The organism is Ruegeria sp. H7, from assembly GCF_056532945.1.
In genome coordinates this window covers 360,055-383,614 of record NZ_JBQFNZ010000001.1, presented here as the reverse complement: position 1 = coordinate 383,614, position 23,560 = coordinate 360,055, and the positions used below count along the sequence as shown (strand labels likewise).

General features: G+C 59.2%; 21 protein-coding genes. 12 read left to right on the top strand and 9 right to left on the bottom strand.

All coding sequences use genetic code 11. From position 1 onward, the window contains the following. Positions 1-31: 31 nt before the first annotated feature. The 4 genes from ACR0AC_RS01840 to ACR0AC_RS01825 all read right to left on the bottom strand — a co-directional run bounded on the left by ACR0AC_RS01840 (position 32) and on the right by ACR0AC_RS01825 (position 3,455). Positions 32-226, bottom strand: coding sequence for a hypothetical protein (locus ACR0AC_RS01840; RefSeq protein WP_170451767.1), 195 nt, complete (start codon positions 224-226; stop codon positions 32-34). 238 nt (positions 227-464) lie between these two features. Next, positions 465-1,502, bottom strand: a complete 1,038-nt coding sequence (locus ACR0AC_RS01835) for a TRAP transporter substrate-binding protein (protein ID WP_170517512.1) — start codon at positions 1,500-1,502, stop codon at positions 465-467. Positions 1,503-1,569: 67 nt separating this feature from the next. After that, positions 1,570-2,898: a TRAP transporter large permease subunit gene (locus ACR0AC_RS01830; protein WP_170621477.1), complete on the bottom strand. Its 1,329-nt coding sequence runs from the start codon at positions 2,896-2,898 to the stop codon at positions 1,570-1,572. After that, positions 2,895-3,455, bottom strand: coding sequence for a TRAP transporter small permease subunit (locus ACR0AC_RS01825; protein WP_480872214.1), 561 nt, complete (start codon positions 3,453-3,455; stop codon positions 2,895-2,897). Before ACR0AC_RS01825 ends, ACR0AC_RS01830 begins: the two co-directional genes overlap by 4 nt. 370 nt (positions 3,456-3,825) lie before the next feature. On the opposite strand from ACR0AC_RS01825, the gene ACR0AC_RS01820 reads away from it, so the two are divergent. Genes ACR0AC_RS01820 through ACR0AC_RS01805 form a run of 4 tightly spaced genes read left to right on the top strand, consistent with a single transcriptional unit; the run spans position 3,826 to position 9,382 of the window. After that, complete coding sequence (locus ACR0AC_RS01820; protein WP_170451763.1) at positions 3,826-5,079, top strand: MFS transporter; 1,254 nt, start codon at positions 3,826-3,828, stop codon at positions 5,077-5,079. Positions 5,080-5,109: 30 nt separating this feature from the next. Then, a complete protein-coding gene (locus ACR0AC_RS01815; protein ID WP_170451761.1) occupies positions 5,110-5,736 on the top strand; it encodes an HD domain-containing protein in 627 nt (208 codons plus the stop codon). A 23-nt stretch (positions 5,737-5,759) separates the two neighbouring features. Then, positions 5,760-6,902 (top strand): aromatic ring-hydroxylating oxygenase subunit alpha, encoded by a 1,143-nt coding sequence (locus ACR0AC_RS01810; RefSeq protein ID WP_170451759.1) that lies wholly within the window; start codon positions 5,760-5,762, stop codon positions 6,900-6,902. Further along, entirely contained in the window at positions 6,899-9,382 is a 2,484-nt protein-coding gene (locus ACR0AC_RS01805; RefSeq protein ID WP_480871728.1) for a CoA transferase, read from the top strand. Before ACR0AC_RS01810 ends, ACR0AC_RS01805 begins: the two co-directional genes overlap by 4 nt. Positions 9,383-9,464: 82 nt before the next feature. On the opposite strand, the gene ACR0AC_RS01800 is transcribed toward ACR0AC_RS01805, so the two are convergent. The 3 genes from ACR0AC_RS01800 to ACR0AC_RS01790 all read right to left on the bottom strand — a co-directional run bounded on the left by ACR0AC_RS01800 (position 9,465) and on the right by ACR0AC_RS01790 (position 13,614). Then, complete coding sequence (locus ACR0AC_RS01800; RefSeq protein ID WP_480871727.1) at positions 9,465-10,286, bottom strand: enoyl-CoA hydratase/isomerase family protein; 822 nt, start codon at positions 10,284-10,286, stop codon at positions 9,465-9,467. Positions 10,287-10,289: 3 nt separating this feature from the next. Beyond that, a complete protein-coding gene (locus ACR0AC_RS01795) occupies positions 10,290-12,344 on the bottom strand; it encodes an acetate--CoA ligase family protein (protein WP_480871726.1) in 2,055 nt (684 codons plus the stop codon). A gap of 94 nt (positions 12,345-12,438) precedes the next feature. Next, positions 12,439-13,614 carry a TauD/TfdA family dioxygenase gene (locus ACR0AC_RS01790; protein ID WP_170451751.1) on the bottom strand — a complete coding sequence of 392 codons (1,176 nt, stop codon included), beginning with the start codon at positions 13,612-13,614 and terminating at the stop codon, positions 12,439-12,441. 103 nt (positions 13,615-13,717) lie between these two features. Between ACR0AC_RS01790 and ACR0AC_RS01785 the strand changes: the two genes are divergently transcribed. The 6 genes from ACR0AC_RS01785 to ACR0AC_RS01760 all read left to right on the top strand — a co-directional run bounded on the left by ACR0AC_RS01785 (position 13,718) and on the right by ACR0AC_RS01760 (position 18,428). Continuing rightward, positions 13,718-14,671, top strand: a complete 954-nt coding sequence (locus ACR0AC_RS01785; protein WP_170451749.1) for a helix-turn-helix domain-containing protein — start codon at positions 13,718-13,720, stop codon at positions 14,669-14,671. A gap of 196 nt (positions 14,672-14,867) precedes the next feature. Next, positions 14,868-15,125, top strand: a complete 258-nt coding sequence (locus tag ACR0AC_RS01780; protein ID WP_170517540.1) for a YjhX family toxin — start codon at positions 14,868-14,870, stop codon at positions 15,123-15,125. A gap of 9 nt (positions 15,126-15,134) precedes the next feature. Beyond that, complete coding sequence (locus ACR0AC_RS01775) at positions 15,135-15,656, top strand: GNAT family N-acetyltransferase (RefSeq protein ID WP_480871725.1); 522 nt, start codon at positions 15,135-15,137, stop codon at positions 15,654-15,656. Between the two features lie 58 nt (positions 15,657-15,714). Next, positions 15,715-16,179: a GNAT family N-acetyltransferase gene (locus tag ACR0AC_RS01770; RefSeq protein WP_170451743.1), complete on the top strand. Its 465-nt coding sequence runs from the start codon at positions 15,715-15,717 to the stop codon at positions 16,177-16,179. Positions 16,180-16,341: 162 nt separating this feature from the next. Then, complete coding sequence (locus ACR0AC_RS01765; protein ID WP_480625791.1) at positions 16,342-17,274, top strand: DMT family transporter; 933 nt, start codon at positions 16,342-16,344, stop codon at positions 17,272-17,274. A gap of 11 nt (positions 17,275-17,285) precedes the next feature. Beyond that, entirely contained in the window at positions 17,286-18,428 is a 1,143-nt protein-coding gene (locus ACR0AC_RS01760) for an aromatic ring-hydroxylating oxygenase subunit alpha (RefSeq protein WP_480871724.1), read from the top strand. 63 nt (positions 18,429-18,491) lie between these two features. Here the strand turns inward: ACR0AC_RS01760 and ACR0AC_RS01755 are convergent, their stop codons facing one another. Further along, on the bottom strand, positions 18,492-19,727 hold the full coding sequence (locus ACR0AC_RS01755; protein WP_170451739.1) for a Tm-1-like ATP-binding domain-containing protein: 1,236 nt from the start codon (positions 19,725-19,727) through the stop codon (positions 18,492-18,494). A gap of 18 nt (positions 19,728-19,745) precedes the next feature. Continuing rightward, the gene (locus ACR0AC_RS01750; protein ID WP_480871723.1) at positions 19,746-21,230 is read right to left on the bottom strand and encodes an aldehyde dehydrogenase; all 1,485 of its coding nucleotides are present in this window, start codon (positions 21,228-21,230) and stop codon (positions 19,746-19,748) included. A 162-nt stretch (positions 21,231-21,392) separates the two neighbouring features. Between ACR0AC_RS01750 and ACR0AC_RS01745 the strand changes: the two genes are divergently transcribed. Together ACR0AC_RS01745 and ACR0AC_RS01740 are read left to right on the top strand one after the other, a co-directional pair. Further along, positions 21,393-22,205, top strand: a complete 813-nt coding sequence (locus ACR0AC_RS01745) for an IclR family transcriptional regulator (RefSeq protein WP_170517556.1) — start codon at positions 21,393-21,395, stop codon at positions 22,203-22,205. After that, a complete protein-coding gene (locus tag ACR0AC_RS01740) occupies positions 22,205-23,557 on the top strand; it encodes an aminotransferase class III-fold pyridoxal phosphate-dependent enzyme (RefSeq protein WP_480625794.1) in 1,353 nt (450 codons plus the stop codon). Before ACR0AC_RS01745 ends, ACR0AC_RS01740 begins: the two co-directional genes overlap by 1 nt. The last annotated feature ends 3 nt before the right edge of the window (positions 23,558-23,560 follow it).

The following is a 23,560-nucleotide window of genomic DNA, read 5'->3' as shown; positions in this document are numbered from 1 at the left end:
CAAAAATCCCGCAAAGCGGGGCGAACCGGATTTATCTTTTGAGTTTTCTCAGGAGGGGAACGACGATGAGGCCGAGCACAAACCAAAGTGCGAGAAAACCAAGAAGCTCCAGACCGAAGCTTCCCCATTTGAAGAACACCTGCGCGATAACCAGGGACACTGAGAACGGTATTAATTCCTGCTCGAGAACGGTGCGCAGGCCGTTGGCATTGAAAAGAGAAAACATGAAATGACTGCCCCAAATTTGAATTCAGGATGCCTTGATTTTTACATCGAAGTTGACGTTGGGTCAATGATTCCGGGCGGCGGGAAACAGCCGATGGCGGCGAAACAGGTCCGTCGTTTGCGTGGCTGACCGAGGAGTTTTCAGCCCACCAGTTTCACGTCGTACGCCCTGTGGGCCGACGTCAAAACGCGATGAAAAAAGTCCAAGTGGCCCCGGTCCGAGGCCACTTGGAAACGTCTTATTCGAAGTTATACGGTGCACCCGCCTGATTGATCACACTGTTGTATTCGCGGAAGATTCCCACGATCTTCTCGTGAACTTCGCCTTCCTGTGCGATCTCATCCCAAAACTCTTTGGCGGCGTTTTCGACCTCGGCCCATTCAGAGGCTGGTACTGACCGCAGTTCCAGCTTGTCGCCGTTGGCCCGCAGCGCGGCCTCGCCGCCCCAATACCATTGGTTGCGATAGGTGTGGCCTGCTTCGATGCCCGCCATCACGATGGATTTGAGGTGGTCGGGAAGCTCGTTCCAGCGTTCCTGATTGGCGAACCACGATCCGATCCACGCGCCCGAGATGTTGTTGGTCAGGAAGTAATCGGTCACATCGGCCCAACCTACGGTGTAATCCTCGGTAATCCCGGACCAGGCCATGCCATCAAGCTCACCGGTTTGAACCGCCACCTCGGCATCTTCGTAAGGAATGTTCACCGGCACGACGCCGAACTTGGCCAGGAAGCGGCCAGCGGTAGGGAAGGTGTAAAGCTTCAGCCCATCCAGATCAGCAACCGAGGTGATTTCCTTTTTGGTGTTAAAGTTGCACGGGTCCTGACCGGCGGCAGACAGCCACTGCACCCCAACCTTGGCGTATTCGTCGCGCCAGATATCCGCCAGACCGTATTGGTTGAACAATACCGGCACGTCGAGAATGTGCTTGGTGGCAAAGGGGAAGTACCCGCCGAACACGCGCAGCGGCGTGGGTGACGCCATCGAGTCATCGTCCGAATGCACCCCGTCAATCGTGCCGCGTTGCAGGGCCTGGAACAGCTCACCCGTGGGGACGATCTGATCTGCGAAGAACAGCTCGATCTCCAGCTCGCCATTGGCGTTGGCGTTGATGTAGTCGATTGCAGGCTTGGTCACATGCTCGCCCAACGCGCCCCCGGCATAGGTCTGAAACCGCCACTTGATCGGGGCCTGCGCCTTGACGATGGCCGGTGCGGCAAGTGTTGCGGGCGCGGCCAGGGCGGCGGTCTGTAAAAATCTGCGTCTTGTAGTCATGGTCGTCCTCTCCTGTGCTTTTCATTGAACTTGATCCGGTTGACCCGGTTTCTCGTTCTTTACGTGCTCAGTTTCCGTAGACGATGCCCGGAAGCCACAATGCGATCTCTGGGACGGCCATCACCAATCCCAAAGCCAAGGCCATCACCGCGACAAACGGTATGATGGACCTGTAAATATCTCCAATCGTTACCTCTGGCGGGGCCATGGCCCGCATGAGGAACAGGTTGTACCCGAAAGGCGGGGTCATATAGGCGATCTGACAGGTGATCGTATAAAGGACCCCGTACCAGATCAGATCGAACCCCAGCGCGCCGACCAATGGCACGTATAGCGGGGCGACGATGACCAGCATGGCTGTGTCATCCAGAAACGTGCCCATCACCAGAAAGCTAAGCTGCATCAGGATCAGGATGATCCAGGGGTTCAGACCCAGCTGCACGGTGAACAGGTTCTCAATCGCCTTAACCGCACCCAAGCCGTCAAACACAGCGCCAAATGCAAGGGCGGCCAGGATGATCCACATGAACATGCAGGTGATACCAAGCGTCTGCTTGATCGAGGTTTCAAAGACCTGCCACGTCATGCGGCGTTTCAGAACCGCAGCCAAGAATGCAGCGATTGCCCCTAGGGCCGAGCTTTCGACCAGCGAGGTCCAACCGTTCACGAAAGGCACCATCATCACGGCAAAGATGCCTATGGGCAGCAGACCGGCCCCCAAAAGGCGCAGTTTCTCGCCCCATGTGACCTGCGCACGTTCTTCTGCGCTCATCACCGGACCCAGCGATGGGTTCAGACGGCAGCGGATCGCAATGTAGATGACGAAGAGGGTCGCCATCATCAAACCGGGAACAACGCCTGCCAGCCAAAGTTGCCCGACCGGTTGCCGTGCGATCATGGCGTAAAGAACCAGCACCACCGATGGTGGCACAAGAATACCCAGTGATGACCCGGCCTGTATTACCCCCGTCACCATGCGTTTGTCATAGTTTCGGCGCAGCAGCTCGGGCAGGGCGATGGTGGCCCCGATCGCCATGCCCGCCACGGACAACCCATTCATGGCCGAGATCAGAACCATCAGGCCAATCGTGCCGATGGCCAGCCCGCCGGACAGGCCGCCCATCCAGACATGGAACATGCGATAAAGGTCATCGGCGATCCGGGATTCGGACAGGACATAGCCCATGAAGATGAACATCGGCAGCGTCAGCAGGGGATACCAGCGCATCACCTTGATCGCGGCCGCAAAGCCCAGATCATATCCGCCCCGGTCGCCCCACAGGAAAAACGCAGCGATCACCGCGACGAACCCGATGGCCCCAAAGACCCGCTGCCCGGTCAGCAGCATCAGCATCATGGTCGAGAACATGAGCGCGGCGATCAGTTCGTAACTCACCCGCGGTGTCCTCCGTCAAGGTCCTCGGGCGCCATGTGCACGGGCTCGTCATCCTTTGGGCCCATGTCATGGCCTTGCAGCCGCAAGATGTCTTTGAACAGTTCCGAGATCGCCTGAAGCAGCATCAGAAAGATGCCAATCACCATGATGGTCTTGATGGGCCAGATATAAGGGCGCCACGCGGACGAGGACCGCTCGCCCCCGTATTGGAACGAGTACATCAAACTGTCCCAGCCGCCCCACAGCAGAAAGGCCAGATAGACGATCAGAAACAGCACGGTCACCACATCGATCTGACTTTTGCGCCGGTCCGACCACTCTCCGTACAGCAGGTCCATGCGGACATTCGCGCCCATCTGCATCGCGTATGGCCCGCCAAGGATGTAATAGGCCACCATCGCGAACTGCGCCATTTCAAGCGTCCACAGCGACGGGACAAAGAAGGTTTTGGACACGGACGAATACAGCAGGATCGCCATCATGACGAAGATGCCATACATGATGACCCGACCAAGCATACGGTTGGCGCGGTCCACTTGCCGGACATAAGCCTTCATCACACCCGTCACGAAGCCGCCTTTGCAAGTTCTGAGTTGTCAGGCAAAAGGGGCGCGCGTTCCTCGGGGCAGGTTCGACCTAACAGCCCGCATGCGCGTGAAAAAACGCCATTGGTGTCGCGCATGATCAGCTTTGCCCCCAATTCTCTCCGTCTTTATCAGAGCGGCATGTTGGTAAGCTGTCAAGTTGACACTAGCGCATCAACAGATGCGGCACCTTTTCGGGACCGAGTTTGAGGACAGAAGACGTATGCCCCTTGACGTACTTCTAAAAAAGTCGCCGTACCGCGCCGGATTTTTTCTAACCCGCGACATCGCAATGTCGCGGGTTTGGTATACTCGGGGCACCAAGCCGTCCTAGCCGTAGCCTATGCTACGTGCTTTGAACGAAAACTGGGCCCTGTTCCTTGGCATGCTGATGCTGATGGTCGCCAACGGCCTTCTGGCGACACTGCTGACCATTCGGGGTGCTAGCCTGGGGTTCAGCGATTTCACGATCTCGATCATGCAGGCCAGCTATCCGCTTGGCGCGCTTGCGGGCACGGCACTGGCCCCTAGGCTGGTCGAAAACGTCGGACATATCCGGGCGTTTTCCGCGCTCGCGTCGCTGGTCTCAATCGCTGCGATTGTTCACCTTCTGACCAGCGATGCGGTCAGTTGGAGTGTGATGCGCTTTCTGGGCGGGTTCTGCTATCCCGGCCTTTACGTGATCACCGAAAGCTGGCTGAACGCAAAGTCCGACAACAGCATACGCGCGCAGGTCCTGTCGCTGTATTTCATCATTCAGCTTGCCGGACCCGCGTTGGGAACGGCGCTAGTCGGATTTCCCGACCCGACCGGGAACCTTCTGTTCGGCGTCGTCTCGATCCTGATCTCACTGTCAATCGTCCCGCTTTTGCTGTCCGGCAACAAAGCGCCGGATTACACCGCGCCCGAGCGTATGCCTGTGACCCGGCTTTACAAGGTCTCACCCGTTGCAGTGATCGGAATTGTTATCGTCAGCATCGGGGTCTCTGCCTCGTATATCACGCTGCCTCTTTATGCTTTGCAGCAAGGGTTCACGGCTGCACAGGCGTCGGGCGCGTTGGTGGCGGCGTTGATTGCCGGGGCCGTCGTGCAATACCCGGTTGGCTGGATTTCCGATCATACCGACAGACGCTATGTGATCATCGGCCTGGGCGTTGTCGCGGCGTTGGCCAGTCTTTGGATGGCCATCGATACGTCACCGTCGAATATTGTCATCGGCTTTGTTCTGGTCGCAATCGGGCTCTATCCCGCATATTCGATCCTGACTGCGCATGCGAATGACCAGTTGAAGCTGTCTCAGATCGTGCCCGCCAGCGGTACTATGGTGCTGTTGCTGAACATCGGCTTGTTGGTCGGAACGATACTGGGGCCAAACTCGATCACCTTGCTGGGGGGCAGGGGGTTGCAGTTCCTGCTTGCAGCAATCGGCATTTCCGTAGCCGTGGTCGCGCTGATCCGGCGCTATCAGGTCGAGGCCCCGGCAGAAACCGGCGAAGTGCAGGTTGTCGGCGTGATTGGCACCGGCCAGCCCGGCGTTCTGCAGGCCGAAAGCTGGGTTCAGGAGGAGGATGCAAATCAACAAGAAAACGCGTCCTAAACCGCAATTCACTTATCAGGGAAGGCGAGGATGAAAAAAGTCAGTTTCACCCAGATGAAAGACGGCAGCAAAGAAGAATATGAGTTCCTGACCGCGCAGGCCGTGGATGATGCCCGTCACACCGCCGGACGGCTGGTCAGGGCGCTGGTCGAACTTGATGATGAGATGGCCGGTTATCAAATCACGCGATTGGGGCATTCCGTGCAATCCGCCACACGGGCCTGGCGCGACGGGGCTGATATCGATTGGGTCGTCTCGGCGCTGTTGCATGATATCGGGGACATTTTCGCGCCGTACAATCATGACGAATACGCCGCCACGATCCTGCGTCCGTTCGTGCGGGAACAATGCGCCTGGGTGGTTCAGACCCATGGCGATTTCCAGATGCTCTACTACGGTCACCATCTGGACGGGTTCGATCAACACAAGCGCGAGCGCCATCGCGGGCATCCCTACTTTGATGACAATGCCGAATTCTGCGAACGGTGGGATCAGGCCAGCTTTGATCCCGACTATGACACCCTGCCGTTAGAGTTTTTCGCCCCCATGGTTGAAGAGGTTTTCGCCCGCACCCCCTATGCCGAGGACGTCGTGCGCGCAGGCGAACGTGAACCCCTTGTCGTGCCAAAGATCGCCAAAGCACGCGCCGCCGCCTGAGTGCAGATCCTGAGGAGGATAAGATGACCCCAACAGATGAAAACCTGCGCGCCCTCGCCGCCGACTACTACATCAGCCCCGAGGTTTTTGCCGAAGAGCGTGAGAAACTGTTTTTCAGATCCTGGCAATATGCCTGCCACATCAGTGAACTGGCCGAGCCCGGCGATTACGTCGCCACCAGTATTCTGGGCCAGAACGTGTTTGTCGTGCGCGATCAGGACCACGAAATCCGCGCCTTCAACAATATCTGCCCCCATCGCGGTCACAAGCTGGTGGAAGGGTCCGGGCAGACCCGCGCCATCGTTTGCCCTTATCACCATTGGAGCTTTTCTCTGGACGGGTCGCTGCGGCACATGCGCAAACGGGACACCAGTTCGGTGCCCGAGCAGAAAGAGGTTTGCCTGAACACGGTGCGGGTGGATCGCCTGTTGGATTTCATCTTCGTCAATCTCGACCCCGACGCCCTGCCGATTGCCGAGTTCTGGCCGGGCATCGAAGCGCAGGTGCGCGAGAAATGTCCCAAAGTGGACAGCTACGTCTTAGGCGAGACCGCCGCCGCCATTCACGAGGTCGACGTGGCCGCCAATTGGAAGATTCAGATCGACAACTATCTGGAATGCCAGCATTGCCGCCACGGGCACATCTCGTTCTCGGACATGCTGGACATCAACAATCAGACCTATGAACTGAGCAGAAATGCGGCCTATAACTTCATTCCCGGCAACAAGAAGGCGGACAATCTGGCCTATCCGCTGGATCTGGACCATGATGAAACCGATCTGCATTTCTGGTTTCTGTTCCCCAATATCGGCATCTCGCAATTTGCCGGTCCGGGCAATCTGACCCTGTTCCAATGGAACCCGATCGGCACCGATCGCGGGTTGAGGTGGAGCATCAATCTGGAACCGCCCGAACCCACTGATCCGGGTATGCGCGAACGTCAGGAAAAGCGGGCGATCTGGGGGCGGGACGTGTTGCAGCCCGAAGATATCTCGTTCCTGCTGTCAGTGCAGGAAGGCATGAGCCAGCGGTGCTTTGATCAGGGTTGGTACATCGTTGATTGGGAAAACATCGAGTTTTCCGAGGCCATGATGCGCCATTTCCACAATACCTATTTGGAGCATATGGGGCGCACATCCCCAGCCACCGCGCAGGCCGCGGAATGAGCAGGGCAAGACCGCTGACCGGGGTGCGGGTTCTGGATTTCGGGCAGTATCTGGCCGGGCCGCTGGTCGGCATGATGCTGGCCGATATGGGCGCGGATGTGCTGCGCATCGATCCGCCCGGCGGGCCGCGTTGGACCGATCCGGCCTTTGATATGCTGTCGCGAGGCAAGCATGTTCTGGAACACGACCTGAAATCAGATGCTGGCCGGGCGCAGGCGATTGAATTGGCCAAACGATCGGATATCGTGATCGAGAATTTTCGGCCCGGCGTCATGGATCGCCTGGGCGTTGGCGCGGAGGTTTTGCGAAAAGCCAATCCGGGGCTGATCTATCTGGCTATGCCCGGCTTTGCCTCGACCGATCCGGAACTGGCCGATCTGGCCGCGTGGGAGGCGATTGTTGCAGCTCGCACCGGGCAATTCACCGATATGGGGCTGAACCGGCGTCTGATGGGGATCAAGGCGTCGTTTTCGCCGCTCAACCTCGCATCGGCCTATGCGGCCAGTTACGGGGCAATGTCGGTTCTGTTTGCCCTGCAGTCGCGGGCCAAAACCGGTGGAGACTATATCGAAGTGCCGCTGGCCTCATCCCTGTTCGAAGGTCTGGCTTATAACCACGAACAGATCGAAGGCTATCCCGACCGCTACAAATCCCCGCGCGAACTGGAACTGGATCGCCGGGCAAGAACGGGTGAGCCCTGCGATCTGGACTTTGCTGAGTTGTCCGAATTTCTTGATCCGTTCTACCGCACCTATACCTGTCAGGATGGGCGCGGGTTTTATGTGGTGGCAGGCAGTGTTGCCACCCATCCGGCCCGCGTTCTGAGGACGCTTGGTCTGGGCGATCTGCTGGATGATCTTCCGTTGTTCGACCCTTATCTGGACACACAGGATTGGCCGGATGAATGGACGCTCAGCAACTACCCGGTCGGTGCGCGGGATCGCGCGCGGGTGTCCTCGGCCATGAAGGCCGCGTTTCTGACCAAGCCCGCACATGAATGGGACGTCCTGTTTGGTGCGGCCAAGGCCCCGGCAACGGCGCAGCGTACAACCAGTGAGTGGCTGCACAATCCGCACGCCACCGCGTCAGGCCTGATCCTGAGCGTGGATGACCCCAAATATGGCGCGATGCAGCAGATGGGCAACGTGGCGTGGCTGGCCGGGGATCATGCGGTGGTCGAGAAAAAACCGGCTGTAACCGGGGAAGCGGCCAGAAAACACGTGGCGCAAATACTGGCTGAACCCACCCGTCCGCATGTTGAACCCTCGCAGCAGTCAGGCTGGCTGGACGGGGTCAGGGTGCTGGACCTGACCAATGTGATCGCCGGACCGACCATCGCCTCGACTTTGGCACGGTTTGGGGCCGAAGTGACCCATGTCCAACCCGTTACACCTTCGGTCGATCCGTGGAATACGGTGGTGTTCGGCTTGCAGGCCAATCGCGGCAAGGAAAGCGTTCTGCTGAACCTGCGTGATGAGGCCGGGCGTGATGCGCTGAACCGGTTGATCCGACAAGCGGATGTGATCACCCTGAACGCCACAAACGAACAGCGCGACGGGCTGGGCCTGTCGCCAGAGGAAATCTCTCACATCAACCCCGATGCCGTTCTGGTGCAACTGGATGCCTTTGGCGGGCCGATGCGTGGGCCGAAGTCGGATCATCTTGGCTATGATGATCTGGCGCAGGCGGCCACGGGGATCATGATCCGCTTTGGCGGCGGTATGGACACACCTGAAGAACACGCCCATGCAGGTACGATTGACGTTCTGGCCGGGCTGACGGCCTGCGTGTCGCTGGGCGGTGCGCTGCTCTGGAAACAGGCAACCGGCAAGGCTGACATCGCGCGGTCGTCTTTGGCCGCGGCGGGGGGCATGATACAGGCGCAATTCATGTATGACTTTGCCGGACGCGCACCTTTTGATGAGCCTTCGGGTCGCGATGCGCTGGGGCAAGGGCCGTTTTATCACTGCTACGAAGCGTCGGACGGGTGGTTCTTTTGGGCTGCGCCGACCGATGGTCGCGACGTGCTTAGCAAGGTGGCAGAGCTTTCCGACCTGGTTTCGCAACCCGATAACACAGTGCAGGAAGAGCTAATCGCGCGTTTCAAATCCCGCCCTCTTGTTTATTGGTCTCAATTCCTGACTCAGGGGGCGAGTGCTGTTGTGCCTTTGGCATCCATGCTGGAAACGCGGGATCAGGCGCTGCAGGTTGAAAGCGACGGTCCGGTGGACATTGACATAGCCACCTATCGCGCGGTGCGTCACGATACGCACCCAATGGGCCGTTGGTGCGATCTGGCCGCCCCGAATGCGGTGCGCGCCTTGAATGCAAGCATCACCATCCCCGGTCCTGCGCCCAAATTTGGCGACAGCACACTGCAGATCCTTGGAAGGCTTGGGTACTCGGATGACGAGGTGCAAGAGATGCTGGCGCAGCAATCTGCTGCAACAAGCTGGGCGGCGCGCTACCTGCCCGAGTAAGACAGGCGGATGCAGGCGGGGCCTTCAAAGGCCTCGCCAAAGTGTCTAAGAAGGCAAGTGTCCCGTTTGCCTGAAAAAGGGATTAATCCAGCCCCTCATATCGGGCATTGGCATCGGCCAGCGTTGCCTTCAGGCCCTTTTCAAGGGTCGATTTTGAAAACGCCTCATATTCCGGAACCGGTTGCGCGCCCATGATCGCGACCTGTTCCAGATAATAATCCGTTGCGGTACGCAGGCCCTGCATCTCGTAGACCCGGTTCAGGTACATCTTGTGCATCCGCTGCATTTCACGCGGCATGCGTGCCATCAGCAGTGCCTTTTTGTGGGTTGCCTCTTTTAGCCTGTCCAGCGGCACAACCTCGGTAATCAGGCCCATTTCCTTTGCCTCTGTCGCCGTCAACTCACGCCCGGTCAGCAGCAGATCCTTGGCGGTTTTCATATTGACCAGCCAGGGCAGGAACATGCAGTGGCCCGAAATGCCATAGCGCACCTCGTTATACCCGATGCGGGTATCATCGCTGGCGATGGTGATGTCGCAGAAAAGGGACAGTTCGAACCCCTTGCCGATGGCGATGGAGTTGACCGATGCGATCACCGGCTTGGTGATCCGCCAGGGGGTCGTGAACTCATCGAACTGTTTGAAATAATGCGCGCGGTATTCGTAGATCGAGGTCCGATCCTCCTCGGCATCCTCATCCAGATCGTGCCCGGCGCAAAACCCGCGACCCGCACCCTGAATGACGATCACGTTCACATCATCATCCGCATCTGCGCGTTCCAGCCCCGCCTGTAGCTCGGCGATCAGTTTCAGGTTCATCGCGTTCAGCTTTTCGGGTCGATTCAGTGTCAGCCAGCAGATGTGGTCGGCGTCCACGTCGTAGATCAGATGAGTGTATTCGGTCATGTCTCAGCCTTTCAGGGTCAGAACCGCATCGGCAACCACCGCGCGGGTTTGGGTGAGCAGCAGAGGGTTCACTTCCATCTCTGCGATGCCGGGGGTGGCGGTGGCAAAGGCGCACAGCGCCTCGATAGCGTTCAGCGTAACGGTCATGTCTGCCGCCTGACGACCGCGATAGCCAAGGATCAGGGGGGCCAGTTTCAACCCCTTTAGCGCGGCCTCGATTTCCCGGCGCGGTGCGGGCAGGATCACGGTGGCGGTGTCTTGCATCAGTTCCACCGCAATTCCGCCGATGGCCAGCGTCAGAACCAAACCGATCTCTGGCACGCGGCGGATGCCGACCAGTAACTCGCCAATCGGGTTTTGGATCATCTCTTCGATCAGGTACGCGTCAGCCTTCAGGCCGTGTTCCGCAAGGCGATCTGACATGGCGCGGATCGCAGTCGAAAGATCCGGCGGCGCGAGATTTAGCGTCACAGCGCCCATTTCCGTCTTGTGCAGCAATCCCGGAACAATGGCCTTTAGCGCGCAGGTGCAGTGGACGTTCGGCAGGTCATGCGCGCCCGAAACGACCCATTGGCGGGGAATGTCCAAACCGTGCCCTTGCAGTTGCAGTTTTGCTTCGGCTTCGCTGAGGGTTCGGTCCGCTGTCACCAGCTTACCACTGTCGGCGTTCAAAGCCATGGCGTCGGCGTCCAGGCTGTTTCGGCTCGCGCCGTATCGCGCCGCAAGGGCGACCGCGCGCAGGCCGTCTTCGAGCCCTTGCAACGGGGCCATTCCATTGGAGATCATCCGGTCCCGCGCCTCTTTCGGCAGGGACTCGGCCAGAGTGTTGACAAAGGCCGCCGGACGATCCCCCTTGGCCTGTGCCAGCGCCCCGGTGGTTGCGTCCCATGTCGTCATGTCCCAACCGCCTTCGGGCGGGTAGCACATAACTTGCGCGAAAAGATCATAGTCGTCGCGCGCGAAGGCTTGGTAAATTGGCAGTTGATCCGCCTGCGGCCAACCATGCGCGTCCGAGATGTCCAGCGGATTGGCAGGGCCGACATAAGGCGGCAGCGCGGCATCAATGGCAGGCGCGGCGTCGGTTGAGGGTGGCTCCATCCGAAGGCCCGCTTTTTCGGCAATATCGCCTCCCAACACGGCATAAGACCCAGAGGACGTGATGAACCCGGTTTTCAAGCCTTTTGGAACGGGCGTGAAGCTTAACATCTTGACGATTTCAATGGCCTCGGACGGTGTTGTCACTTCGATCCAGCCAAAGCGGCGGAACAGGGCCGAGGCGACGGCCGCATCCCCCGACAAGGACGCCGTGTGTGACTGTGCGGCTCGGGTGCCTGCCTGACTGCGACCGCCTTTGATGGCCACAACGGGAATGCCCTTGCGGGCGGCCTTGGCGGCGGCCCGGCTTAGCTTTGCAACATCGGTAATGCCTTCGAAATAGATATTCACCGCCGTCACGCGCGGGTCGTCCAATACCACATCCAGCATGTCGGCAACCGTGACCATCGCCTGATTGCCCAACCCGATCAAATAGGCGATGGGTTGCGAGCGGTCGGCACAGCCAAGGTCGCTGAGGTATGCGCCACCGTTCGAGATCACCGCTACGCCCTTGCCGGGTGCATGAGTGCCGAAGTGATCCATCATAAAGGCACTGCCATCCAGGAAATTGGCGATACCTGGACAGTTGGGGCCGATCACCGGCATGTCACCGGCGGCGTCGATCAGAACCGCCTGCCGGGCTGCGCCATCGGCGCTTTCGGAAAAGCCCGAAGTAATGCAGACAACGCCACCACATCCTTGCGCCGACAGCGCGCGCACGGTTTCGATCACCGCGTCCTTGGGGATCACCAGAATTGCGACATCCGGCACCCATGGCAGTTCAGAAACCGACGCCACACAGGGAACGCCCGCGATCGACGCCCGTTTCGGGTTCACGGCTACGGCGTCACCGGAAAACCCGCCCGCCTGCATGTACTCAATCGCGGGCGCAATACCCCCGCCGCCAATCCACGCGACGCGCGCGGGCGACAGCATTCGTTTCAGACGATCCGCTTTTGTCACAGGCTGTACTCCGTGACCTGATTGCCAAATCTTGAGGTGCTGATGACTTTCCGGGTCCGCTCGGTCAGTTGTATCGCGGCCATTCGTTTGAAGATCATGACTGCGCCTCAGCTCGGAACTGGCGTTGCAGCGTGCGGATGCGGGAATGCAGTTCGTCGCGGTCGGAATAGATACCTTCGATGAACCGTGTGCTGCCTTTGGCCTCGTACCCGGCGCGGCCATGCAGGGCGCGACGGTTGTCAAAGGCCAGCAGATCGCCCGGCTCGTACCGGAAAACCATCATATAGCGCGGGTCCTGGGCCCGTTCGCAGAACGCCCGGTATGCCTGATAGGCGCGGCGCTGGATATGGACCGGAGCCCGCAGCGGCGCGCGCAGGAAGGTGTTGTACCGAACGCCGGTGATGCCTCCGGTCTCATCGGTCTCAACCACAGGCCCCCAACCGCGATAATCCGAGCCGCGCGCCCGGTTGCTGTATTCCCAGATATCCGTGGTCAGCGAGTGGAAATGCGCGGGCTCGTCGACCCGCAGGTCTTCGGCAATGCGGTATGCATCGACGTAAATCCCTTCGCCACCCGTCGTCGTGTTGTCGCGGGTATAGAGAAACTGAAGGCCAAACGGCGTTTCCCGCGTTGGCAGGTCGATATGCTGCAACAGCATGTCCGAGGTGAAGGCCTGACTGTCAGGATCATCCTTGATCTCTAACGTATACTGCCGCCCGAAATTGCTTTCTCGGATTGGACCGATGCGGGTGACGATCTGTTCCAGCAGGCCGTCCTGCTGGGGCAATCCGCGCAGGCGGGCCACGCCGTAGTCGCGCAAGGCCTCTAGCCATTGCAGAAACACCCGCGGATTGTTCAGCGCCTCGGGGCCGTCAAAGCTGGGCGGTTCTGGCTGATCCTCGCCTCGCCAAAGGATGGGTTGCGGCGTGTCATCCGCGCCGAACCACGCGATCCCGCGCAGCCAGCCGGGATGGAACCGGCTGGTTTTGCTGTCTGTAAAATCGACGGAGACCGCGCCGCCTGCTTCGACCCGTGCACTTCGTATACCCAGATCGCCATCTATCGCGCTGGGCGACACGCACATTTCGCGCGCCTTGGGATGGATTGTCTCGGGGTCGGGGCTGTTTTCCCGCAAAAGCAGCGCGTGGTACTGGCTGGTGGCCCCGTCCGACCAGGTGATGCTGAGAACATCCTTGGTATGCGTCACAGCGATCACGGTATGGAGAATGGGCCAGGTGTCGAAATCCGGTGTCCAGGGCAATTCGGTCATGGGGTGTCCTCCGTTACTTAAACGGTACTGCCTGTCCCGCAATTTCTCTTGATCTGAATTGGCAATTTCTTGATGATTTCTTGCAAATTGAGAAGGCCCAACCTTGCCCAGTGTCGACATCGTACTGACCGAGAACTTTCCGATCCTGTCGCTGACACTGGTGACGGAACCCCTGCGCGTGGCAAACCGGGAAAGCACCGAGCCTTTGTGGCGTTGGCGCTTCTTGTCCATCGAAGGGGGCGTGATGCTCAGCTCCAGCGGGATGCAGGTGAACACCGAGCCGTTGGACGACAAGGCTGCCGACGTTGTTCTGCTGCTGTCCTCTTATCACCCCGAGGCGTCGCTGGTGCCGAGGCTGTTGACTTGGTTGAAACGCCGCGCCCGTGCCGGGGCGGTGATGGGCTGCGTCGATACAGGTGCCCTGATCTTTGCCGAAGCCGGGCTGTTGTCACTTGCACCGGCAGCGGTGCATTTCGAAGCCCTGCGCGGGTATCGCGAACAGTTTGCCGATGAGATGTTCGTGGACCGGCTGTTCACCATCACCGGCAATCGCTGTTCCAGCGCAGGCGGGGTGGCGACGTTCGACATGACGCTGGGACTGATCGAGCGGTTCAACGGACAGGGTCTGGCGAAACGAGTGGCGGAGATTCTGACCTATCGCCCGACAGTGCATGAGGGGCCGCAGCAGAAACTGCTGACGGATACTTCGCTTGCCCGACTTGACCGAACCCTTGCGCGGGCGGTGGACCTGATGCTGGCGACTTTGGATCAACCCTTGCCAATCTCGGAAATTGCCGACCGGGTTGGGGTGCCGATCTGGACCCTTGGACGGTTGTTCAAGCACTATCTGAAATGCTCGCCCGCCTCCTATTATCGTGGTTTGCGCCTTGTTGAGGCCCGCAACCTTATTCGCAACTCCAGTTTGCGTGTCAGTGACATCTCGGCCTTGTGCGGCTTTGAAAACCCAGAAAGCTTTGCCCGAGCCTACAGGCGACAATTCGGTCTGACCGCATCCGAAGACAGGGCAGGGCTAGTATATAATGTCGATGCGACTTGACACATCGAGGATTGATGAATACTTCCGATCACGCCTGAGGCAGTCAGCCTCGTGCAACGGAGATTATATGAAAGAGACCCGGGCCTAACGCCCGTTCCTGGCGACCCAAATTCAGGAACACCAACACTGATAGGCACACTCACGCGCGATGCTGAGTGAACCTGTTTCTGTGCTTTCGTAAAATCGAGACATCCCAATGAATATCTCAAAGCACGAACAACGTGTTTTGCACGAACTCGCCCTTGGCGGGTCGATCCATCATCAACGTCTGGAGAACGGTAAAATCCATGACGTCACCTGTTACACGCGCGACGGGTTCATTCTGACCGACTGCACCATGGGCGTCTTCAAACGCCTGCTGAAACGTCGTTTCATACGGTCAAAGAATGGCAGCCCCTACCGCGCCTCTGCGTTGGGCATCAAATCCGTGCGCGCGCAAATGAACCAAAGATAGGAAAAAGCAATGAACCATACAGACATCGAAGCCATAACACGCGTTCACCTTGATGCGTTCGGCAAAGACGAAGGCCCCGAGATTGTGCAGCTTGCCAAGGGCTTTCTGGCGCTTGCGGACACAATTTCGATCAGCGCGACACGCGATGGAAAGATTGCGGGGAATGTGCTGTTCACTCCGTTCCTGTTCCAGGATCACCTGCAGGCCAAGTGTTTCCTCTTGGCCCCGTGCGGGGTGGTGCCCGACTATCAGGGGCAGGGTGTCGGCAAGGAACTGATGGAGACGAGCATCGCGCATCTTACCTCGGTCAATGCTGACGCTGTGTATGTCTTGGGCGTGCCCAGCTTCTATCCGAAATACGGATTTGTTCCGACGGACAAACAAACGCCCTATCCGGACCTTTTGACCATGCCGGAATCCTGGTTGGAGCTTGAGCTGAAACCCGGGTCCGCCAAGGCGCTGGGCGGCAAAACCACTGCCGTCGCGCCGATCATGCGGCCCGAGTATTGGGACACGTCTGCATATGGTTGAAACCACACGCGCCCCGCAAGAACCTGTCCTGAAACGCGACACTGAATGAGAATACCCGATGAAAACACCAATAGTTAAACAAACCACCAAGGGTGATATTCCAGCGTTGCAAACCGTGCTGGATCAAACGCAGTTGTTTCCCAGTGAAATGCTGCCCGAGATGCTGCAACCCGCGCTGGATCATAAGGCCGAGGCGATCTGGCTGACCTGCCATCTGGACGGCGCAGCCGTCGGACTGTGTTATTCTGTCCCCGAGGAACTGGCGCAGGGCACGTGGAATATGCTTGCGCTTGCCGTGCGACCTGATCTTCAGGGGCAGAAACTGGGAACCGCTCTGGTCGAAGCTGCGGAGCAACGTCTGAAAGCCAAGGGTCAGCGGTTGCTGATCGTTGATACATCCGGGACCGAAGACTTTGCACTGACGCGCAGGTTTTATGCGCGCAACGGCTATGAGGAAGAAGCGCGAATTCGCGATTTCTGGGCAGCCGGGGATGACAAGGTGATCTTCCGGAAGGCATTGTAATCAACCTTTGCCCTTCGCCAGTGACTTGGCGAGGGGCGCACTTGTTGATGGGAAAGGCCGGACCTGTGCGCCGACCAATTCCGCGCGTTGCGCCGTGAAACGTCAGCCTTGTCGCAAACGGGCCTGCGGGCCTGTTGTCGCGCATCTACACTGTCCCGAGATTTGAAGGACAGCGCCATCACGACGACAGCCAACATACCCAGTTCACAAGACGCCCACAGATACGGCGTTTTCTTTGTATTTGCGGCTGGCGTTCTGTGGTCAACGGTCGGGCTTGGCATCCGGCTGATAGAAGAGGCGGGCGTTTGGCAAATCCTGCTGTACCGGTCGGTTGCGATGTCGCTTTTTCTGTACGCGGTCATACGAATTCGGTCGCGGGAAAACCCGTTTGTACAACTTCGCCGGTCCGGTTTTCCCGCCGTTGTCGCCGCGCTGTCGCTGCTGGCGGCGTATTCCGGTGCGATCTACGCGATCCAGAACACCTCGGTCGCGAATGCGATGCTGCTGTTTGCGACGGCTCCTTTTTTGACCGCTGTTCTGGGTTGGGTCGTCCTGCGCGAGCCTGTGCGCCGGGCCACCTGGGTTGCCATCGGGATCGCCCTGATCGGCATTGCTGTCATGGTTGCGGACAAGTCCGGGGGCGTGGCGCTGAAGGGCAGTCTGGCCGCGCTTGGATCGGCATTGGGCTTTGCGGTCTTTACCGTTGCGCTGCGCTGGGGGCGCACGTCCGAGATGTTGCCCTCGGTCTTTCTGTCCGGGCTGTTTGGCGTCGCGATCACTTTCACGATCTGCCAGCTACAGGGCCTATCCCTCGTCCTAAGCCTGAATGACGGTGGTGTGGCGATGGGCATGGGTGTCTTTCAGGTGGGGGCCGGGTTGATCCTTTACACAATTGGATCAAGAAGCCTGCCCGCCGCTGAATTGACGTTGCTTTCACTGGCCGAGGTTCTGCTTGGCCCGGTCTGGGTGTGGCTGTTTCTGGGTGAAACAGCGACCGTCAATACTCTGATCGGCGGGGCGATTCTGCTTGCCGCAATTGCCGGAAATGCCCTGACCGGGCAGCGTCGCAAGCCACCGCCCATCACCGCCCCGTAAGGAGTACAGCGATGAACTCAGCCTATGACCCCGCTCTGGCCGATTGCGCCCGCCCAGTCGAGGCGGCCTTTTCCATTCCGCCGGTCTGTTACACCTCGGACAGTCACGCCCTGGCCGAAATGGATCTGGTGTTCCGCCAAGGCTGGATCGGCGTTGGTCGGGCCGATGTCGTTGCCAATCCGGGTGATTTCATCACGATGGATGTGGCCGGGCAGAACATCATCCTTCTGCGCGATAGAACGGGTCAGTTGCGCGCATACGCAAACACCTGCCGTCATCGCGGGGCCCGCTTGGTAGACGGGCAGGGTAGGTGCAAGGGACTGCGTTGTCCGTTTCATTCGTGGTTCTACGGTCTGGACGGCAAGCTTGTCGCCGCACCGCATATGGAGCGGGCGCAGGGCTTCGACAAGGCGGACTATGGCCTTGTGTCCTATCAGGTGGCCGAGCGGTTGGGCTTTGCCTTTGTCTGTCTGTCTCGGGACGCGCCCGATATTGATGCCTATCTGGGGGATATTGCCGAACTCCATAGCCCTTGGCCCATGGACCGCCTTGTGTCGGTCCGCAGGCAAGAGGTCGAAGTGAATTGCAACTGGAAGATCTTCCTCGAGGTGTTCAACGAATACTACCATCTGCCGTTTGTGCATGCGGAATCGATCGACAGTGTCTATGACAGACCGGATGCAGCCGATGCCGTAAAGGGCGCCTTTGCTAGCCAATTCGGCGCGACCGAAGGGACCGGAGGACTGCTGGAAAGCGATCAGGACAAATCTCTTCCCGAAATTCCCGGCCTGAAAGGCAAGGCGCGCGAGGGTGCGCGTTATACATGGATCTTCCCAAATATGACTTTCGCCGCGAACCGCGACGCGCTTTGGTGTTACGAGGCTTATCCGGTTGGCGCATCCAGATGTCGGGTGGTTCAAACCTCGTGCTTTCCGTCAGAGACCATCGCATTGCCGGATTTCGCCGAAAAATCTCAGGCGTATCTCCGGCGCATGGATGCGGCACTGGATGAGGATATCGAGGCGCTGGAAAATCAACAACGCGGGCTGGCTTGTCCGGACGCGCGGCCCGGCCGGTTTCAACCGGATCTGGAACCCAACGTGGCCGCCTTTGCACGCTGGTACAGCAGCAAGTGGACGGGTTTGTCAGGCTAGCTCAGCTGGTCGACCTTTTGGGCCTTTAGTTCGGACAGCGGGCCGAGGGTAAATACACGCCGTTCACTGGGCAGATACCGTTCCATCCTGAACCCAGGCATCAAACTGTGCCAAAACCGCGTCGCAAAAAGCGGGGTCGTTGATATGGGCGTCCAACTCGGTCATCGGGATGCGACCGGACATGGTGGTGCGCGCTTCGTCCACCATTTCGGCCAACGCTTCGGGGTCGTATGCTTCTTCGCCTTCCTTGTCCCAGGCCTCGACCCCCTGAACAGGAAGGAAAAAGTGAACCGGTCCGGTTGCAGCTTCCAGCCGGTTGGCAAGCTCTCGCACCCAGGCGCGGCGTTCTTCACCCGTGAAGACCGAACTTTTGATGAGGCGGTTGTGTTCATGAAACGGGCGGTCCGCGTATTGGTCCGGAATGTCCTGCCAGCCTGCAAAGTCCAGCAGGTCCAACGCGCCGGGGGCCACCATCTGCGGGGTGCCCGCGCGGCCTGCATTGGTCACGCGATCCTCCCCGCTGGAGACCACTGAGCCCGCCATCAGGTTCCCGAACTCCTGCATGCAGAAATCCATCACGCATACAAATGCGCCTTCGCCTGCCAGCTTCTCGAACGCCATGCCGCCCATACCGGTCGAGTGGAACACGGCCACTTCGAAGCCACGGCTTTCCAGCGCAGGTTTCAGCGTCTTCATATAGCGCAGACAGGATGAGCCGAGGCTGGTCATCCCGATCAAGGGCTTGCTGCGATCAACCTCGATGGCCGCGTTGGTTGCCCCAACCACCGCCCCCGCAGCCTGGCTAAGCGAGGACCGACAGATCGAGTTCATGCCATACAGACCGCCCGCCCACAGGATCATCTGAATATCCGGGGCCAGCCGGTGCGGCGGGATCAGGGGTGAAAAGCTGACGGTTGAAACGATGTATTTCGGAACGCCCATCGGCAACGCCTGTGCGCAGTCCAGCGCAAGATCAGTGCCCATCGTGCCGCCAATTGCGAGCATCCCGTGAAAGCGCCCCCTGGCATGTGCTTCGGCGACGACGTTTGCGGCCCCCGCAGACATCACGCGGAAGGCCTTGTTTTCGTCGCCTTGCGCGATGACCTGATCAACGGTCATGCCCCCGGCGGCTGCAATCTCGTGCTTGCTGATATCGGTCGCGTTTCCCGGATCACCCAGTACCGAGACATCCATGGTCAGCACGTCGGCCCCCTGCGCCCGGACCACGCCTTCGATAAAGCGCATCTCGGGCTCTTTTGTGTCGTATGTGCCAATCAACAGGATCGTTTTTCGGGTCATTGGCATCCTCCTGTCGGTTCAGAGCTTGATCCACGCGGTCTTCAGGTCAAGGTATTTGTCGAACGCATGCAGTGACTTGTCATGCCCGTTTCCGGATTGTTTTACGCCACCCAAGGGCACAGTGATGTCCGCCCCGCCATACGTGTTGACATGCACGACTCCGGCCTGAATTTTCGCGATCATCCGATGCGCGCGCGACAGGTCTGCAGTCCACACGCCAGCGGCCAATCCGAACTCGGTGGAGTTGGCAAGGGCGATGGCTTCCTCTTCGGTGTCAAAGGCCTGAACGGTCAGAACCGGGCCAAACACCTCTTCACAGACAACACGGTCGTTGGGTTGCACGCCGGTAATGATGGTCGGTGCCATGTATGTGCCGCCTGTGTCCTGCAGTATCCGGGTGCCCCCGGTGGCAACGGTGCGCCCGGCGGCGCGGGCCTCGTCCACAAAGGCAAGGTTCTGCGCCAGTTGTCGTTCCGAATTCACCGCACCGGCATCGGTATCAGGGTCCAGCGGGTCGCCGACACGCATGGCTTCGGCGTTTTTCACCAGCATTGCGACGAAGTCGTCATGGATTTCGCGTTGCACCAGCAGTCGCGATCCGGCAACGCAAACCTGACCCGAGTTTCGGAAAATCCCCGCAGCCGAGACTTTGGCGGCCTCTGCCAGATCGGGGGCGTCTGCAAACACGATATTTGGGGATTTGCCACCAAGTTCCAGATAAACACGTTTGAGGTTGGACCGCGCCGATGCCTCCATCAGCCGACGCCCCGTTGCCCCAGATCCGGTGAATACCAGTACGTCCACGTCGTGAGACTCGGCAATCTCAGTCCCGACAACCGCGCCTTCGCCGGTCACGACGTTGAAAACGCCGGGGGGAAGACCAGCGTCCAGCGCCAGTTCGGCAAGGCGGATCAGGGTTAACGAGGCGGTCTCGGCCGGTTTCAGAACCACGGTGCAACCGGCGGCAAGGGCCGGGCCCAGTTTCCAACTGCCGATCATCAGGGGGAAGTTCCACGGCACGATCGCGCCCACGACACCTACCGGCTGTTTATGCATCAGCCCAAGCGCGCCGGGGGTGGTGGGGGCGATCTCGCCGTATATCTTGTCGATGGCTTCGGCAAAGTACCGGATCGTCCCGGCGGCGCTGAGCGGTTCGGCCTTATAGGCCATTCCGATCTCGGTTCCGTTGTTTCGCACGCCCAATACGGCAAGTTCTGCCGCCTGCGCTTCGATAAGGTCCGCCCATTTCAGCATGATTTTCTTGCGTGCAGCAGGCGCGAGGCCAGACCATCGCCCGTCGTCAAAAGCCGCGCGCGCCGAACGGATTGCCAATTGGGCATCATCCCGCGTGCCTTTTGGCATGGTCGTCAGGTTCGATCCGTCGATGGGTGACACAACATCAAGCGTGCCGCCGTCCGAGGCATCAAACCGCGCGCCGTCGATCACATGGCGGGCGGGTGGTACGCTTTGGGACCGGAGTTGGTCAATAATCGCTCTGTCCAAATCACGCCTCATCGGTTTAAATAATGAACCATGGGTATCAAAAAAAGTGTCTGATCAAATGCCGACATTTGTCAATATTGATTTTCTATTGACTGACGTGGAAACCGGCTCAAAATATCTGATACCATTGGTTCAAATATCAAACCGATCAAAAGGTATCAGATGGGAACGATCACAAAAGCTTTGGACTTACTGTCCCTGTTCGCGCGCGACCGCGCGGAAATCGGGCTGGGTGAGTTTGTGCGCCTTACCGGGCGCGACAAGGCGACGGTTCATCGCCACCTGACCGAGCTTGCGGAAAACGGCTATCTGGAGCAACACTCTGACACGCGCGCCTATCGGCTTGGTCCGGCGCTGCTGCGCCTGTCGGCCTTGCGTGAGGCGGCGTTCCCGGTGCGAAAGCTGTTGCAGCCCATCGTGTCCGAATTGTCCGAAGCTGTTGGCGAACTGGCCCATGCCAGTCTGCTGCAGGGCGAGGCGCTGTCGCCGGTCGCCCACGCGGATCCTGCCCTGCACGGCATTCAGGTGAACTTTGACATTGCCGAGATGTTGCCCCTGCACGCGACATCGTCCGGCATCGCGGCCCTGGCTTTTTGCCCCGAGGATTGGCAAGCCCGCGTCATGGCACGGCCCTTGTCGAAATATACCGACCAAACGATCTCGGACCCGGCGGACCTGAAAGGCATGATCGACCGCGTCCGGCGGTTCGGCGTGGCGTCAGTCACCGGTGGGTTTGATGAAGGGGTCACGTCGGTCGGATGCCCCGTCTTCGGCGAAGGTGGGCGCGTTCTGGGCGCTTTGGCCGTTGCCGTCCCAAGCGTGCGGGCCAGGCCGGAGAAACTGCGCGACATTGCCCAAATGCTTTTGAATGAGGCCGACCGCGCCTCGACTGCGCTGGGCGGTGCGTTTCCACAAGGGTTCGAAGCCCTGCCGCCGGACTGGGGCGATGAAACCAAGACACAACAGGTGATGTGATGAAGGACAGCAATTTCCTGAAAGAAAACAACGCGCGCCACCTGTGGCACCCGATGGCGCATCCGGCGGACAGCCTTGCAAACCCGCCTGACATTATCGTCGGCGGTGACGGTGTGCGCATCACAGATGTGGATGGGAATACGGTTGTCGATGGGGTCGGGGGGCTATGGAACGTAAACCTTGGGTATTCGTGCCAGCCGGTGAAGGATGCAATTTCCCAACAGCTGGACAGGCTGCCCTATTATTCGATTTTCCGGGGCACTACCAATGATCTGGTCATAGAACTCAGCTGGATGCTGCGCGAATTCTTTGCCCCGGACGGGCTGTCGCGCGCCTTCTTTACATCCGGCGGGTCGGATGGCGTTGAAATCGCGCTGCGCCTTGCGCGGCAATATCATAAGGTGCGTGGCGAGGCCGGGCGCGTCAAATTCCTGAGCCTCAAGAAAGGCTATCACGGCACCCATACGTTGGGCGCGTCAGTGAACGGTAACCCGAACTTCCGAACCCAGTACGAGCCGCTGATGCCCGGCTGCCATCACATTCCATCGCCTTACACCTATCGCAATCCGTTTGGCGAAACCGATCCGGAAAAGCTGGCGCAACTGTGCCTTGCGGAGCTTGAGGATGAGATCAGGTTTCAGGACCCTTCAACCATAACCGCAATGATCATGGAACCGGTTCTTGGGGCGGGTGGGGTGATCCCGCCGCATGAAACCTTTATGCCCGGCGTGCGCGAGATCTGCTCGAAATACGGTATCCTGCTGATCGCGGATGAAGTGATCACAGCCTATGGCCGGACGGGGGCGTGGAGCGGATCGCGCCGCTTTGGCGTCAAGCCCGACATGGCGGTCACGGCGAAGGCCATAACCAATGGGTATTTCCCGTTCGGTGCCGTGATGATTAGCGATGCGGTGGCTGATGTGTTCGAAGGTGACCGCTCGGGCAAGGCGGCAATCGGGTCGGGGTATACCTATTCCGGCCATCCCGTGGGTGCGGCTGCCGCGATTGCGTGCCTGAAGGAAACCGAACGTCTGAACGTCAAGGACAACGCCGCGCAGCGTGGGGCGCAATTGCATGCGGGCCTTCAGGCGCTGGGCGAGACATACGACCTGATCGGCGATGTGCGCGGGGGGTATGGCCTGATGTGCGCGTTAGAGCTGGTTTCGGACAGAACCACCAAAACGCCCATCGACAAGGCCACGATCGGCAAGGTGCAAAAAACGGCCTATGAGGCCGGGGCCATGGTGCGTGTGTCGGGAAACAACATCATTCTGTCCCCGCCGCTGGTGCTGGGCGAAGAGGACGTGAACACTTTGATTTCGGCGTTGGGTAAAGGGCTGGGGGCAGTTTGATGC

Coding starts and splice junctions, on each gene's coding strand:
- ACR0AC_RS01760 (WP_480871724.1), top strand. CDS start 17,286: ATGAACTCAGCCTATGACCCCGCTCTGGCCGATTGCGCCCGCCCAGTC.
- ACR0AC_RS01770 (WP_170451743.1), top strand. CDS start 15,715: ATGAAAACACCAATAGTTAAACAAACCACCAAGGGTGATATTCCAGCG.
- ACR0AC_RS01805 (WP_480871728.1), top strand. CDS start 6,899: ATGAGCAGGGCAAGACCGCTGACCGGGGTGCGGGTTCTGGATTTCGGG.
- ACR0AC_RS01755 (WP_170451739.1), bottom strand. CDS start 19,727: ATGACCCGAAAAACGATCCTGTTGATTGGCACATACGACACAAAAGAG.
- ACR0AC_RS01820 (WP_170451763.1), top strand. CDS start 3,826: ATGCTACGTGCTTTGAACGAAAACTGGGCCCTGTTCCTTGGCATGCTG.
- ACR0AC_RS01780 (WP_170517540.1), top strand. CDS start 14,868: ATGAATATCTCAAAGCACGAACAACGTGTTTTGCACGAACTCGCCCTT.
- ACR0AC_RS01810 (WP_170451759.1), top strand. CDS start 5,760: ATGACCCCAACAGATGAAAACCTGCGCGCCCTCGCCGCCGACTACTAC.
- ACR0AC_RS01745 (WP_170517556.1), top strand. CDS start 21,393: ATGGGAACGATCACAAAAGCTTTGGACTTACTGTCCCTGTTCGCGCGC.
- ACR0AC_RS01800 (WP_480871727.1), bottom strand. CDS start 10,286: ATGACCGAATACACTCATCTGATCTACGACGTGGACGCCGACCACATC.
- ACR0AC_RS01740 (WP_480625794.1), top strand. CDS start 22,205: ATGAAGGACAGCAATTTCCTGAAAGAAAACAACGCGCGCCACCTGTGG.
- ACR0AC_RS01815 (WP_170451761.1), top strand. CDS start 5,110: ATGAAAAAAGTCAGTTTCACCCAGATGAAAGACGGCAGCAAAGAAGAA.
- ACR0AC_RS01775 (WP_480871725.1), top strand. CDS start 15,135: ATGAACCATACAGACATCGAAGCCATAACACGCGTTCACCTTGATGCG.
- ACR0AC_RS01790 (WP_170451751.1), bottom strand. CDS start 13,614: ATGACCGAATTGCCCTGGACACCGGATTTCGACACCTGGCCCATTCTC.
- ACR0AC_RS01835 (WP_170517512.1), bottom strand. CDS start 1,502: ATGACTACAAGACGCAGATTTTTACAGACCGCCGCCCTGGCCGCGCCC.
- ACR0AC_RS01825 (WP_480872214.1), bottom strand. CDS start 3,455: ATGAAGGCTTATGTCCGGCAAGTGGACCGCGCCAACCGTATGCTTGGT.
- ACR0AC_RS01840 (WP_170451767.1), bottom strand. CDS start 226: ATGTTTTCTCTTTTCAATGCCAACGGCCTGCGCACCGTTCTCGAGCAG.